Origin of the sequence: Alteraurantiacibacter lauratis (genome assembly GCF_037154155.1) — a bacterium.
GTDB classification, from domain to species: Bacteria; Pseudomonadota; Alphaproteobacteria; order Sphingomonadales; family Sphingomonadaceae; genus Alteraurantiacibacter; species Alteraurantiacibacter lauratis.
Genome location: NZ_JBANRN010000013.1, coordinates 1 through 14,108 on the forward strand (window position 1 = coordinate 1; position 14,108 = coordinate 14,108).

Genomic DNA, 14,108 nt, shown 5'->3' on the forward strand with positions numbered 1-14,108 from the left:
CGCCAGAAACTTCCTATCCGCCGTATGCCTTGCCGCCGCCGTGGCTTTCTGGCTCTGATTGAGTCTCGACCCTAATCCTGTTTTCTACGGCGAACAAGCGGCGCCTATCACGCAAAGTGTATTCATCACATGGTGTTGCCCGGTTGTCACTTCCGCTGCCGCGTGCCGCGCCTTGGCAAAGGAGGGCTGCCTTTACCCTTGCAGCCCGCATCCTCTCGCCCTAGTCACGCCGCTGAGATGAACGACATGACCACCACAGCAGATCAATCCGGCACGCTGATGGCCGCGCCGGATACCGAAATCGACGTGCGCGAAACCTTTGGTGTCGATATCGACATGAAGGTGCCCGCCTTCAGCCAGGCGGATGACCGCGTGCCTGATCTCGATGAAACCTATGTCTTCGATCCAGATACCACGCTGGCGATTCTGGCAGGCTTTGCCCACAACCGCCGCGTCATGGTGCAGGGCTATCACGGCACCGGCAAATCGACGCATATTGAACAGGTGGCCGCGCGTCTGAAATGGCCGTGCATCCGCATCAATCTTGATGCGCATATCAGCCGTATCGATCTGGTGGGCCGCGATGCCATCGTGCTGCGCGACGGATTGCAGGTGACCGAGTTTCGCGAAGGCCTGCTGCCCTGGGCGCTCCAGCACCCGGTGGCACTGGTGTTTGACGAATACGATGCAGGCCGCCCGGACGTGATGTTCGTGATCCAGCGCGTGCTGGAACAGGCGGGCAAGCTGACCCTGCTCGACCAGAATCGCGTGATCCGGCCGAACCCGTGGTTCCGCCTGTTCGCCACCGCGAACACGGTGGGCCTTGGCGATACCAGCGGGCTGTATCACGGCACGCAGGCGATCAACCAGGGCCAGATGGACCGCTGGAACATCGTCACCACGCTCAACTATCTGCCGCAGGAAACCGAGCGCGAGATCGTGGGCGCCAAGACCGATCTCGATCCCAAGCTGGTGGCCGACATGATCCGCGTGGCCGATCTGACGCGGCAAGGCTTCATCAACGGCGATATTTCCACCGTGATGAGCCCGCGCACCGTGATCAGCTGGGCCGAGAACACAAAGATTTTCAACGATCCGGGCTTTGCCTTCCGCCTCACTTTCCTCAACAAGTGCGACGAGGCGGAGCGAATGCTTGTGGCGGAATATTATCAGCGCGTATTCGGCGTAGAATTGCCCGAAAGCGTTGTGGCCAAGGCCTGATGCAGGCCGAAGTCAGGGTTAAGTTCACGTAAATCCTGTTCTTAAGGCTTTGCTTTCCGTTTGCGGTTAAAAACAGCTCAACAGCGCGCAGTCTCCTGCTGCGGCCGCCATTGGGGAGTTGTGCGATGACCAGCAACCGCATCGGTGATCTTGCCGGAAAACTGGTGGCAACGATCCGCTTTTCGACGGGCGGTGCACAGGAACTCGAAGTGCTCGACCTGTCGCATGGCGGCTGCATGGTGGACCGCCGCCGCGCGGTGGCGGAACCGGGCAGCCGGGTGCTCGTCAAGCTGCCGGGTCTTTCCTATCAGCCGGGCGAGGTGGTGTGGGTGGAAGATGCCCATGCCGGCATCGCCTTTGAGCAGCCGCTGCACGAGGCCGTGCTCGACCATCTGCGCCGCACGCTGAATATCGCGCCAAAGGCGGCCTGACTTGGCCTGACGCCCAGTGCCGATGTCTCAGCGCCGATGTCTCAGCGCGGGCCGCTGGCTTCCATATCCAGCCGATAGATCGTCATCGCCACGTTGCGCACGCCTTGCGGCGTTGCCCAGGCGAGGCCCGCAGGCGTGGATGCGCCCATCGCCCCCACATAGAGCTGGCGGCGATCCGGCCCGCCAAAGGCCAGCGTGATCGTGCGGCGCGGCGCGGGGATCACGCCCAGCTCGGTTCCATCGGGCGCAAAGACATAGATGCCCGCGTCGCCCGTGACATAAAGCCGGCCCGTCGCGTCCACCGCCATGCCATCCCCGCCAAATCCCTGCGTGTCGCGCGAGAGCGTGGCAAAGACCCGCGCCCCCGACGGGCGGCCGTCCGAATCGATATCAAAGGCGCGGATGGTGCGGCTGTCCGTCACATACAGCGTTCGGCCATCGGGACTGGTGACCACGCCGTTGGCAAAGGCATCCATGGTTGCCACCGTGGTGACGGTGCCATCGGCGGCGGCGTGATACAGCGCGCCTTGCGTGAACCAGGCACCGCCACGCCCATCGGCATGAAGATCGTTCAGCCGCCCCAGCGAGGAGCCATCGGCAAAGGCGTCGGCAATGACCCTGCGCGTCTCGCCCAGTTGCACGATGCGTGAAGGCTGCGAGCAGGTGAGGCCGCCAAGGCCGGGATCGGTGCAGCCGCGTTCCACCGCCAGCACGCGCCCCTGCGCATCGACCGAAACCGCCCCTGCACCCAGCACATAGGGATATTCGACAAAGGCCCGCCCATCGGGCCAGAGCCGCCAGATGGCGTTGCTCTGTTCCTGCGCGAACAGGATCGCGCCATCGGGTGCGGTGGTCATGCCGTCGGCGGTCATCGGGCCGGTCCAGATGGTCTGCCAATGTGCACCGGCGGCCATTACGCCGGGAATGGCGGGTATGGTGGTGGCGACTTCGCCCGGTTCCAGGTGCTGCGCCAGCGCAGGCGAACCCAGCGTAAGGCAGGCGGCGGCGAACGGAATGATCGCGGCTTTGATCGGCATGTCCAGTTTCCCCCTATTGCACCGGCGCGAGTTCGATGGTGTTGAGGCCATCCTCATTGCCGGTGCGGTCGTTCGTCCAGTCGAGCGTGATCTGCCGGTCAAAACCGGGGTCGCGCACCCAGGCTGCGTGCGCGGTCCATGGTTCTTCCAGCGTTTCGGGATCGGTGACGGTCATTTCCAGCGTGAGCCGGTCTGGTCCGTCCAGCCGAATGCGCTCCACATAACGCGCGTTCTCGCTGAACGGCGGGGAGCCGTGGAAAAAGTCCGAAGGTGTGCTTACCATCACCGTTTCGATCACCAGCGTGTCGCCCTCCCAACGGCCGATCGAGGTGCCATAGGTGGTCGGCCACAGGTCTTCTTCGGGCGGCATGGGCCGGCCATCGGTGTAGATGTAGCGCGCCTCGTTGTAGAAATTGATGATGATCGTTTCTTCGGGCGTTATCAGGAAGCGCAGCGGCGTGGCCGAGCCCATCATCATCGGAAAGCCCCAGCCGGTCGCCTTGCGTCCCCCGGCACTCTGGCGCACTTCGTCCCACCGCCGGCGCCCTTCCGCGTTCCACCGGGCGTCGGTGGCGCGCAGCGGCATGATCGGCACCGAGAACGAGCTGCCGGTGGACGCGGTGGCCAGCGGAGCAAGACCGGTGATGGTCGTGCCGGCCTGATCTTCCGCCACCCAGTAACCCGGCCAGTACGGCAAGGCGGCAAAGGCTGCCACACGGTCGGCCGGAGCGGCGGTCTCCTGCGCGGCTACAGGCAGAGCGACAAGCGCGGCGGCGGCGGCAAGCGCGAGCGCCGCGGTCTTCACTGGTTGGTCCCCACGCGGTTGCCCGCCTGATCGGTCACTTCCAGCACCACGCCGCCCGGCTCCCCGCTGCGCAGCGGGTTGTATTGCACATTGATCTGCGATCCGGGGCGCAGCGTGCGCGGACGCCAGCCGCGCGCATAGAGATACATGGGCGCGCCCATTTCGAGGCTGTATTCCACCTCGTGCCCCGATGCGTCGCGCACGATCAGTTGGATATAGGCGTGCGGATTGGTCCACTGGAATTCGCGCACCGTGCCGCTGATCGTGGCCACGCGCGTGCGGTCGAACATGGCGAAGGAATGGTGGGCCTCGACTGGAGGAGCAAACGCCACCATCGCCCACAGACTCGAAACCAAAGCCGCCGCAAGGGCGAACCTTTTTTGCATTATCCTCTCCCCGCCCGGCTGTCTCGCCGGTGCCCTCTCATGTTGTCGCCCGCATTAAACGCCAGCGCGGGCGCAAGCGCAAACGCCTTTTTCAATCGCACGTGGGATGGCGGCGCAGGGTGGCCGATTGGGACTACCCAATGCTGTATTGATGGGGTAATACAGTGTGCAGAATGAGGTGGCTTCGCGCAATTTTCAGGCAGCCTGATCGCTCTGCGAAGGCGGACAGATCAGCCGTGGCTGCCGAAACTTCCGTATTGGAAAGCGCGCCCTGGCATCCGCAATATGCGGGCGAGGAGACAGGCGCGGCATGGCCCTTGCCCGAAGGCGCTGCGACATCCGCCGCTGCGCCGCAAACCGGACGGTTCTGGCACGGGCGTCCCCTGCGCTGGTGGATCGTGCGCGGCGTGGCGGGCGTGCTTTTCGCCTTCATCCTGCTGGTCGGCTATCTGGCGATCACCGCGCCGCTGTCAAAATCGCTGCAACCCATCGCCCCGCCGCAGATCACTCTGCTCGCCAGCGACGGCACACCGATTGCGCGCAGCGGCGCGATTGTGGACGAACCGGTGGAGGTGGCCAAGCTGCCCCCGCATGTCATACAGCCCTTCCTCGCCATCGAGGACCGGCGCTTTTACAGCCATTGGGGCGTCGATCCGCGCGGTATTGCGCGCGCGGCGCTGACCGGGGTGGGCGGCGGTTCCACGATCACGCAGCAACTGGCCAAGTTCACCTTCCTCACTCCCGAACAGACGCTGACGCGCAAGGCGCGCGAAATGCTGATCGCCTTCTGGCTGGAGGCATGGCTGACCAAGGATGAGATTCTCGAAAGATATCTGTCCAACGCCTATTTCGGCGACAACACCTATGGCCTGCGCGCCGCGTCCTTGCACTATTTCTACCGCCAGCCCGAAAACCTGCGGCCCGAACAGGCAGCCATGCTGGCGGGGCTGTTGCAGGCGCCCAGCCGTCTTGCCCCCACGCGCAATCCCGATGCGGCAGCGCGGCGCATGGCGCTGGTGCGGGGGGCCATGGTGGCGGCCGGCTATCTGACGCAGGAACAGGCTGACGCCATGCCGGTGCCAAGGCTCGATGTGCGACGCAGCCGCGACAATCTGCCCACCGGCACCTATTTTGCCGACTGGGCGCTGCCGGAGGCGCGGGCGCGCAGCGAGGTGGGTTATATCAGCCAGACGCTGACGACGACGCTCGATTCGCGGCTCCAGAACATTGCCCGGCAGGCGGTGCAGCGCGCACCCTTGCGCGGGGCGCAGGTGGCGCTGGTGGCGATGCGTCCCAATGGCGAGGTGGTGGCGATGATTGGCGGGACCGATTACGCCAAGTCACCATTCAACCGCGCCACGCAGGCGCGGCGGCAGGTCGGATCGACCTTCAAGCTGTTTGTCTATCTCGCCGCGCTGGAAGCAGGCTGGCGGCCTGACGATGTCATTTCCAATGCGGAGATTGTGGAGGGTTCCTACCGCCCGCGCAACGCCAATGGGCGTTATTCCGAGCAGATTACGCTGGCCGATGCCTTTGCGCAAAGTTCGAATGTCGCCGCCGTTCGCCTGCAGGCGCAGGTGGGCGATGATGCGGTGATCGACATGGCGCGCGCGCTGGGCGTCACATCTCCGCTCGACCGGGGCGATCCCAGTCTCGCGCTGGGCACGTCCACAATGACGCTGATGGAACTGGTGGCCGCCTATGCCGGGATTGCGGGCAATGCCTATCCGGTGGAGCCGCACGCGCTGGCGCGCCCGGAACAAAGCTGGTGGGACTGGCTGTTTGACGGTCCAGACAGTTTTTCCACACGCGTGCACGGTGATATCGAGGCGATGCTGCGACAGGCGATCAACCGCGGCACGGGCCGCGCAGCAATGCTGCGCAGTGCCAATTTCGGCAAGACCGGCACCACGCAGGACAGCCGCGACGCGCTGTTCGTGGGCTATGCGGGCGAGGGGGCGGACCGGCTGGTGGTGGGCGTGTGGATCGGCAATGACGACAATTCCCCCATTCGCGGCCTGACCGGCGGCGGCCTGCCCGCGCGCATTTGGCGCGATTTCATGGCCAGTGCGCTGGGCGAACGGACCCGGCCCGCACCGCGCCCCACCGCATCGGAAGATCCCGGCGGGCCGGTGCAGCCGCTCGATGTGCAAGGGCTGGAGGATATTCCGCTGACCGGGGACGGGCAGACGCGCCTCAGCGTGGACGGGCAGGGCGCCACCGTTTCGACCAGCGTGGAAGGCGTGGGGTTGGATATTCGGGTGGACGGCAACGGGGTGACTGTGACCCCCAGCGGCCAGCCGCCGCCGGCGTCGCCCCCGCCGCCGCCCTAGCCTCTAATCGGGATAAACGGCGCGTACGAAATACAGCCCATCGGGCGGGGCGTTGAGGCCCAGGGCCGTGCGATCCCGCGCGTGGAGCGCCTCGGCCACCTGCTCCACGCGCCATTGACCCAGCCCCACCAGCACCAGCGTGCCGACCATGCTGCGCACCTGATGATGCAGGAAACTGCGCGCCTCGGCCCGCACGATCACCTGCTCCCCCTCGCGGCTGACATCGAGCCGGTCGAGCGTCTTTACCGGGCTTTGCGACTGGCAGTGGACGGACCGGAAAGTGGTGAAATCGTGCCGCCCGACAAGGCTTTGCGCGGCCTGGTGCATCGCCTTTGCATCGAGCGGGCGGGTAACAGCCCACGCCTTGCCTTTCTCCAGCGTCAGCGGCGCGCGGCGGTTGACGATGCGGTATTCATAGGCCCGGCCAATGCAGGAAAAGCGCGCGTGCCAGTCGTCCGGCTTCACCTCGCAGGCCAGCACCGCCACCGGATCGGGCTTCAGATGGTAATTGAGCGCTTCCATCAGGCGGAAAGGGTCAAACGGCTTTTCAACATCGATATGCGCCACCATGCCCAGCGCGTGCACCCCGCTGTCGGTGCGCCCGGCGGCATGCATCCGCACATCCTCCCCCGTCACACGGAAAGCCGCTTCCTCGACCGCCTGCTGCACGCTTGGGCCGTGGTCCTGCCGTTGCAGGCCCATGAACGGGCCGCCGTCAAATTCGAGCGTGAGGGCAAAGCGGGTCAATGGAGGCGCGTCCCGGCGGGAATGGGAAAGCCGCGCAGCAGGTCGGCGGTGGGCATGGCGGGCCGCCCGGCGCGTTGCACAATCGTGGGCCGGATTGCGCCAGTGCCGCAGGCGGTGGTGAGCGCTGCGTCCATCACGGTGCCGGGTTCGCCCGCCCCCTCTACAATATCGGCGGCAAGAACGCGGAAACGCTCGCCCTGCCATTCGAACCAGGCGGCGGGATGGAACGCGCGCACCTGCCGTTCCACCTGCGCGGCGGAATGGCGGAAATCGAGCCGGGTTTCCGCTTTTTCTATCTTGTGCGCATAGGTAACCCCCTCGGCTGGCTGGGGATGGGCCGGGTAGCCTTCGAAATCCGCCAGCACTTGCACCACCAGCGCGGCGCCCATTTCGGCCAATTCGGCGGTCAACTCTGCGCAAGTCTTGCCATCCACGCTCGTGCGCGCTTCGGCCCGCACCGGCCCGGTATCGAGGCCAGCTTCCATCTGCATGATGCCAACCCCCGTTTCCGCATCACCCGCCAGAATCGCGCGCTGCACCGGGGCCGCGCCCCGCCAGCGGGGCAGCAAGCTGGCATGGATGTTCACGCAGCCCAGCCGCGGCGCATCGAGCACCGCCTGCGGCAGGATCAGGCCATAGGCGGCCACCACCGCAATATCGGCATCAAGGGCGGCAAATTCGGCCTGCTCCGCCGCGCCTTTCAGGCTGGCGGGATGGCGCACCGGAATGCCCAGCGCCTTTGCCGCCTTGTGCACCGGGGTAGGCGTCAATTCCTTGCCGCGCCGCCCGCCGGGGCGCGGGGGCTGGGTATAGGCGCAGATGACATCATGCCCCGCCGCGACCAGCGCGCGCAAAGCGGGCACCGCGAAATCGGGGGTTCCCATATAGATGATGCGCAATTTTTGCATGGGGCGGTCTTTGCCTTTCCTTGGGCCTCGCCCTATCTGTCTGCCCATGGCATCGCAAGAGATCGAGACGCTGGCATCAGCGCTGGCAAAATTGCCCGGCCTTGGCCCGCGCTCTGCCCGGCGCGCGGTGCTGTGGCTGGTCAAGCGGCGCGAAACCGCGCTGCTGCAGGTGATCGAGGCGCTGGTTGCCGTGCGTGACCGGCTGGCCGAATGTCCCACTTGCGGCAATGTTGACACGCAAAGCCCCTGCGCGATCTGCACCGATCCGCGCCGCGATGCCCGTTCGCTTTGCGTCGTGGAGGATGTGGCAGACCTCTGGGCGCTCGACCGGGCAAAGCTGTTCACCGGTCGCTACCATGTGCTGGGCGGAAGGCTGTCGGCGCTGGACGGCGTGCGGCCCGAAGACCTCACCATCGACCGGCTGCTGGCTCGCGTTGCACAAGGCGGCGTGGACGAGGTGGTGCTGGCGATGAACGCCACGCTGGAAGGGCAGACGACCGCGCATTACCTTGCCGAGCGGCTGGAGGTCTATCCCGTGCGGATAACCCAACTGGCACATGGCCTGCCGGTGGGTGGCGAGCTGGATTACCTCGACGAAGGGACGCTGGCGCAGGCGCTGCGGGCGCGGCGGCCGGTGGGTTAGGCAGGGCGGGGGAGCCTTGCGAGCGCGCCCATCCGCTACTAAATGATGGTCATGGCCATCCTAGAAATCCTCGAAGCGCCCGATCCGCGCCTGAAAACCGTCTCCAAGCCCGTCGACACGTTTGACGAACAGCTCAAGGTCCTAGTCGATGACATGTTCGAGACGATGTATGCCGCCAATGGCATCGGCCTTGCCGCGATTCAGGTGGGCGTGCCGCTGCGCCTGCTGGTGATCGACCTCCAGCCGGAAGACCCTGATGCCGAGCCGGAGCCCTGTGATCATGATGGCCATCACCATCATCACCAACCGACCAAGCGCGAACCGCGCGTGTTCGTGAACCCGGAAATCCTCGATCCTTCGGCCGAAACCAAGAGCTATCAGGAAGGGTGCCTCTCGGTGCCCGATATCTATGCCGATGTGGACAGGCCCGCGACATGCCGCGTGCGCTGGCAAGACCTTGACGGCAATGTGCATGAGGAGGCGATGGACGGCCTGATGGCGGTGTGCATCCAGCACGAGATGGATCACCTGAACGGCGTGCTGTTCATCGACCATCTCAGCCGCCTCAAGCGCTCGATGGCGCTCAAGAAGCTGCAAAAGGCCCGTCAGGCGGCCTGAGGTTGAATCTTCTCCCCCACAAGGGAGACTTTTCCCTGCACGGCAAACGAAAGGGCCGCTCCATTGCTGGAGCGGCCCTTTGCTGTCAGGCAATCCGGTAAAGGCTTAGAACAGCCCTTCGATCTGACCGTTTTCGTCGAGGTAGATTGCTTCCGCACTCGGCACCTTGGGCAGGCCCGGCATGGTCATGATCTCGCCCGCAATCGCCACCACAAAGCCCGCACCGGCTGACAGGCGCACTTCGCGAATCGCCACGTCGTGGTTTTCCGGCGCGCCCAGCGCGGTGGGATCGGTGCTGAAGGAATATTGCGTCTTGGCCATGCAGATGGGCAGGTGGCCATAGCCCATGTCTTCCCACTGCTTCAGCTGGCTGCGGACGCCGGCGGGAATGGTCACCGAACCCGCGCGGTAGATTTCGGTGCAGATGGTCTCGATCTTGTCGGCCAGCTTCATCTCGGACGGATAGAGCTGGTTGAAATCGGGTGCGCCAGCATCGGCCTTGGCCGCCACGATGCGCGCCAGCTCCTCCGCACCCGCGCCGCCTTCGGCCCAGTGCTTGCAGATCACGGCTTCCGCGCCGAAGCTTTCGGCCATTTCCTTGATCACGGCCAGTTCGGCATCGGTATCAAGATAGAAGTGGTTGATTGCGATGGTCGGCGTGATGCCGAACTTCTTCAGGTTTTCGATGTGGCGCTTCAGGTTCACTGCACCCTTGCGCACGGCTTCCACGTTCTCGCCCTTGGTCAGGTCAGCCTTGGACACGCCGCCATTCATCTTGAGCGCGCGCACCGTGGCGACCAGCACCACCGCATCGGGCTTCAGGCCCGCCAGACGGCACTTGATGTCCATAAACTTTTCCGCGCCAAGGTCGGCACCGAAACCGGCCTCGGTCACGACATAGTCGGCCATGCGCAGCGCGGTCTTTGTGGCGATCACGCTGTTGCAGCCATGGGCAATGTTCGCGAAGGGGCCGCCGTGCAGGAAGGCGGGGCGGTTTTCCAGCGTCTGCACCAGATTGGGCAGGATCGCGTCCTTGAGCAGCACGGCCATCGCGCGCTCGGCCTTCACATCGCGGCAGAAGACCGGGGTCTTGTCGCGGCGGTAGCCGATGATGATGTCGCCCAGCCGCTTTTCGAGGTCTTCGAGGTCAGCGGCGAGGCACAGGATCGCCATGATTTCGGACGCGACGGTGATGTCGAAACCAGTTTCGCGCGGGAAGCCGTTCGACACGCCGCCCAGCGGGCCGACAATCTGGCGCAGCGCGCGGTCGTTCATGTCGATCACCCGGCGCCAGGTGACGCGGCGCAGGTCGAGATCGAGCGAATTGCCCCAGTAGATGTGGTTGTCGATCATGGCCGACAGCAGGTTGTGCGCGCTGGTGATCGCGTGGAAATCGCCGGTGAAGTGCAGGTTGATCTCGTCCATCGGCATCACCTGGCTCTTGCCGCCGCCCGCGCCGCCGCCCTTCACGCCGAAGCAGGGGCCGAGGCTGGGTTCGCGCAGGCACAGCAGCGCCTTCTTGCCGATGCGGTGCAGCGCGTCCGACAGGCCGACCGACGTGGTGGTCTTGCCTTCGCCCGCTGGGGTGGGATTGATTGCGGTGACGAGGATCAGCTTGCCGTTTGCCGTGGTGGGCAGGGCGGCGGTGTCGACCTTGGCCTTGTACTTGCCATAGGGGATCAGCGCGTCGTCGGGCACACCGGCGTTCTTCGCCACTTCGGTGATGGGGATCAGCGTCGCTTGGCGGGCAATCTCGATATCGGTGGGCATCGGGGCGTCCTCTCGTGTCTGGCGGGATGTGACGTCCCGCACAAGTTTCACCAGTCCATTTCACAGCCGCGAAAATTTCGCGAATCTGAATTTGTAAGCACCCCATACAATTTTGCGGGCGCGTTTCTCAAGCGGATTGTGCGTCCGCCGCGCGATAGGCAGGGTGGGGATAAGCGGCCAGCGCGCTTGTGCGGTCGCTCTGCCTGCGTTAGGTTCCCTTTTCGTTCCCATAGTGCCGGATGTTTATGGATCCCTTGTTACTCCTCGCCGCCGTGCTTGTCGCCCTGTTGATCGGCGCGGCGCTCGGCTGGTTTTTCGCAAGCCGTCCGCTGGCTGATCTCAAATCTGCCGCGGCTGAACGGGAGGAGCAGGCGAAGAAGCTGGTAGTCGATCTGGCGACGATGAGCGAGCGCGCGGCACGCGCCGATGCGCTGGCCGCTGATCTGGACCGGGCGCGTGGCGAGAAGGAAGGGCTGGCTGCACGGCTCGCCACGCTGGAAGCCAATGCCGCGCATTTTGAGGAACAGAAGCGGCTTCTCATCCAGGCGCGCGAGGATTTGCTGAAAGAGTTCCAGAACACAGGCCATGCGGTGCTTACGCGCGCGCAGGAGGATTTCCTCAAACGCGCCGATGAACGCTTCCGCCAGTCGGAGGAGAAGGGCGAGGAGAAGCTGAAGGCGCTGCTCGCCCCGGTGGGCGAACGGCTCAAGACTTACGAGGAGCAGGTGCGCACGCTGGAGGAAAAGCGCGTCGATGCCTTTGGCCAGCTTGCGGGCGTGATCGAGGAGATGCGCAAGGGGCAGGAGGAGGTGAAGCGCGAGGCGCAGCGGCTGGGCAATTCGCTCACCAACGCGCCCAAGGCGCGTGGCCGCTGGGGCGAACGGGCCTTGCAGAATGTGCTCGAACAATGCGGCCTGTCGCAGCACACCGACTTCATTCTCGAACACTCCATGGAAACCGATGGCGGGCGGCTGCGGCCCGATGCCATCGTGCATGTTCCGGGCCAGAAAAAGCTGGTGATCGACGCCAAGGTCTCGCTCAACGCCTATCAGGCCGCGTTCGAGGCGGATGACGATGCGGAACGGCGCCGCCATCTGGAACTGCACGCCAAATCGATGCGCAATCATGTGCAGACGCTGGGCAGCAAGGGCTATCAGAACCAGTTCGAGGAAGCGCCCGATTATGTGGTGATGTTCGTGCCGGGTGAACATTTCGTCGCCGCCGCGCTCGAAACCGATCCGGAGCTGTGGGATTTTGCCTTCCGGAACGGTGTCTTGCTCGCCACGCCCACCAACCTCGTCGCCATTGCCCGCACCGTGGCGCAGGTCTGGCGGCAGGACAGGATGGCGAAGGAGGCCAAGGAAATCGGCCGCATGGGGGCCGAACTGTATGACCGCCTGCGCGTGGCCGCCGAACATCTAAAGCGCGTGGGCGGCGGGCTGGAAACGGCGGTGGCGAATTACAACAAGTTCGTCAGCAGCTTTGAACGCAATGTGCTCACCAGTGGGCGGCGCATGGCGGACAAGGGGTTGGAAATCAGCCGAGAGATCGAAGAGGTCGCGTTGGTGGAATCGCTGCCCCGCTATGGCGATGCCGATGCGTCCCATACACCGGAACGGGATGAAGCCACCGCCGTTGGGCAGGCATTGCCGCCGAAGGAGTGAATGCCATGACAACCCCCATCCGTCTCTCCCTTGCCTTGCCGCTGCTGCTGCTGGTGGCTGCTTGCGACCAAGGGGATGCGCCGCCTTCTGCCATGGCAACGCAGGAGACCGCTGCCGCCGCCGGCACGCCGGAGGAATTGCTGACCCGCTATACCGCCCTGTCGCCCGCCGGAGAGTTTGCGCCGAAGGACGATTGCCTCAACCTCGCAGGCGCGCCGGAGTTCCGCCGCGCCTTGGCGCAGGCAGTGATTGCCCGCGACACCTATGCGCTGCTGGCGCTGGCCGATCCGGCCATTGGCCTCGATTTCGGCGGTGGGAGCGGGCTCGACACCCTCCGCGCGCGGCTGACCGATCCGGAATACGGCCTGTGGGAAGAACTGGAAGCGATCCTGCCGCTGGGTTGCGCCGCCGGCACGGATGGCAATTCGCTGACCATGCCGCATTATTTCGCGGCCGATATCGGCGAGCGCGATCCCTATGCCACCTATATCGCCATCGGCAGCGATATTCCCCTGCGTGCCGGCGCGTGGGATGATGCCGAAGTGCTGGCGAATGTCGGCTGGCAGGGTGTGGAGGTGAGCGAATATCCAGGTGAAGGCGCGTCCTTTGCCTCGGTTATCACATCCGACGGCCGACAGGGCTTCGTCGCCATGTCCGATCTGCGCAGCCTGATCGATTACCGCCTGCTCGCCAATCGCGGCGACGATGGCTGGAAAATCACCATGCTGATCGCAGGCGACTAGGGCTCCAGCCGCGCCAGAACCTCGTATGCCAGCACGGCCGCTGCCACGGCGGCGTTGAGGCTGTCGGCGCGGCCCTTCATCGGCATGGTCACGCGCAAGTCGCAGGCGGCTTCGTACTCCTCCGGCAGCCCGCGCGATTCGTTGCCCACCAGCACGAAGCACGGCGCAGCGTAGGGTGCGCCGCGATAGGGGATGGCATCGCGTAAGGACGCCGCCACCAGTTGCCCCGAACCGGCGCGGAGCCACGGAAGAAAATCCGCCCAACTGGCCTGCGCGATTGCTTGCGTGAACACTGCGCCCATGCTGGCGCGCACCGCCTCCACGCTGAAGGGATCGGCGCAATCGTCGATCAGGATCAGCCCGCCTGCTCCTACGGCATCCCCGGTGCGCAGCATCGTTCCCAGATTGCCCGGATCGCGCAGCGCCTGCGCCACCAGCCAGATCGGCGCGGCACCGCGATCAAGCCGCTCAATCGAGGTATCGAATTCGGCAAACACGCCCGCGACAGCCTGCGGATTGTCCTTGCCGGTGATCTTGGAAAGGATGTCGGGCGTCGTTTCGATCACCTCGCCGCCAGCGGCCAACACTGCGGCTTCCAGCGTTTCCAGCAAGCGATGCGGGTCGCGCGCGCTGCTCATCACCAGCACTTGCGGCACATGGCCGCATTCCAGTGCATCGGTAAGCAGGCGCAACCCCTCGGCCAGAAACTGGCGCGCGGCCTTGCGGTGCTTTTTCTCGCGCAGGGCGCGCAGCGACTTGACGGTCGGGTTGGAGAAACCGGTTATTTCGCGGCGCACGCGGC

The 14,108-nt window shown here is 65.0% G+C and carries 14 protein-coding genes; 7 read left to right on the forward strand and 7 right to left on the reverse strand.

Annotated elements, in window-relative coordinates; all coding sequences use genetic code 11:
• Positions 1-237: 237 nt before the first annotated feature.
• Together cobS and WFP39_RS11900 are read left to right on the forward strand one after the other, a co-directional pair.
• On the forward strand, positions 238-1,221 hold the full coding sequence (gene cobS, locus WFP39_RS11895; RefSeq protein WP_336919880.1) for a cobaltochelatase subunit CobS: 984 nt from the start codon (positions 238-240) through the stop codon (positions 1,219-1,221).
• Between the two features lie 125 nt (positions 1,222-1,346).
• Positions 1,347-1,652 (forward strand): PilZ domain-containing protein, encoded by a 306-nt coding sequence (locus WFP39_RS11900; protein WP_336919881.1) that lies wholly within the window; start codon positions 1,347-1,349, stop codon positions 1,650-1,652.
• Between the two features lie 41 nt (positions 1,653-1,693).
• Here WFP39_RS11900 and WFP39_RS11905 read toward each other — a convergent pair whose 3' ends face one another.
• The 3 genes from WFP39_RS11905 to WFP39_RS11915 are packed head-to-tail and all read right to left on the reverse strand — an operon-like array spanning position 1,694 to position 3,880.
• On the reverse strand, positions 1,694-2,689 hold the full coding sequence (locus WFP39_RS11905; RefSeq protein WP_336919883.1) for an SMP-30/gluconolactonase/LRE family protein: 996 nt from the start codon (positions 2,687-2,689) through the stop codon (positions 1,694-1,696).
• A gap of 13 nt (positions 2,690-2,702) precedes the next feature.
• Positions 2,703-3,494, reverse strand: a complete 792-nt coding sequence (locus WFP39_RS11910) for a hypothetical protein (RefSeq protein ID WP_336919884.1) — start codon at positions 3,492-3,494, stop codon at positions 2,703-2,705.
• Positions 3,491-3,880, reverse strand: a complete 390-nt coding sequence (locus tag WFP39_RS11915; RefSeq protein WP_336919885.1) for a DUF6152 family protein — start codon at positions 3,878-3,880, stop codon at positions 3,491-3,493. The genes WFP39_RS11910 and WFP39_RS11915 overlap by 4 nt, the downstream gene beginning before the upstream one ends.
• Before the next feature lie 173 nt (positions 3,881-4,053).
• Between WFP39_RS11915 and WFP39_RS11920 the strand changes: the two genes are divergently transcribed.
• Positions 4,054-6,213, forward strand: coding sequence for a transglycosylase domain-containing protein (locus WFP39_RS11920; protein ID WP_377923265.1), 2,160 nt, complete (start codon positions 4,054-4,056; stop codon positions 6,211-6,213).
• A gap of 3 nt (positions 6,214-6,216) precedes the next feature.
• Here WFP39_RS11920 and truA read toward each other — a convergent pair whose 3' ends face one another.
• Positions 6,217-6,960 carry a tRNA pseudouridine(38-40) synthase TruA gene (gene truA, locus WFP39_RS11925; RefSeq protein WP_336919887.1) on the reverse strand — a complete coding sequence of 248 codons (744 nt, stop codon included), beginning with the start codon at positions 6,958-6,960 and terminating at the stop codon, positions 6,217-6,219.
• Positions 6,957-7,859: a methionyl-tRNA formyltransferase gene (fmt, locus tag WFP39_RS11930; protein ID WP_336920014.1), complete on the reverse strand. Its 903-nt coding sequence runs from the start codon at positions 7,857-7,859 to the stop codon at positions 6,957-6,959. Before fmt ends, truA begins: the two co-directional genes overlap by 4 nt.
• A gap of 55 nt (positions 7,860-7,914) precedes the next feature.
• Here fmt and recR point away from each other — a divergent pair, with 55 nt between their 5' ends.
• Together recR and def are read left to right on the forward strand one after the other, a co-directional pair.
• On the forward strand, positions 7,915-8,511 hold the full coding sequence (gene recR / locus WFP39_RS11935; protein ID WP_336919888.1) for a recombination mediator RecR: 597 nt from the start codon (positions 7,915-7,917) through the stop codon (positions 8,509-8,511).
• Between the two features lie 51 nt (positions 8,512-8,562).
• Positions 8,563-9,129: a peptide deformylase gene (gene def, locus WFP39_RS11940; RefSeq protein ID WP_336919889.1), complete on the forward strand. Its 567-nt coding sequence runs from the start codon at positions 8,563-8,565 to the stop codon at positions 9,127-9,129.
• Positions 9,130-9,234: 105 nt separating this feature from the next.
• On the opposite strand, the gene WFP39_RS11945 is transcribed toward def, so the two are convergent.
• The gene (locus WFP39_RS11945) at positions 9,235-10,899 is read right to left on the reverse strand and encodes a formate--tetrahydrofolate ligase (RefSeq protein ID WP_336919890.1); all 1,665 of its coding nucleotides are present in this window, start codon (positions 10,897-10,899) and stop codon (positions 9,235-9,237) included.
• A gap of 245 nt (positions 10,900-11,144) precedes the next feature.
• On the opposite strand from WFP39_RS11945, the gene WFP39_RS11950 reads away from it, so the two are divergent.
• Positions 11,145-12,563, forward strand: coding sequence for a DNA recombination protein RmuC (locus WFP39_RS11950; protein WP_336920015.1), 1,419 nt, complete (start codon positions 11,145-11,147; stop codon positions 12,561-12,563).
• A 5-nt stretch (positions 12,564-12,568) separates the two neighbouring features.
• Positions 12,569-13,306 carry a hypothetical protein gene (locus WFP39_RS11955; RefSeq protein WP_336919892.1) on the forward strand — a complete coding sequence of 246 codons (738 nt, stop codon included), beginning with the start codon at positions 12,569-12,571 and terminating at the stop codon, positions 13,304-13,306.
• Here WFP39_RS11955 and WFP39_RS11960 read toward each other — a convergent pair.
• A complete protein-coding gene (locus WFP39_RS11960) occupies positions 13,303-14,103 on the reverse strand; it encodes a TrmH family RNA methyltransferase (protein ID WP_336919893.1) in 801 nt (266 codons plus the stop codon). The genes WFP39_RS11955 and WFP39_RS11960 overlap by 4 nt on opposite strands.
• Positions 14,104-14,108: the final 5 nt, after the last annotated feature.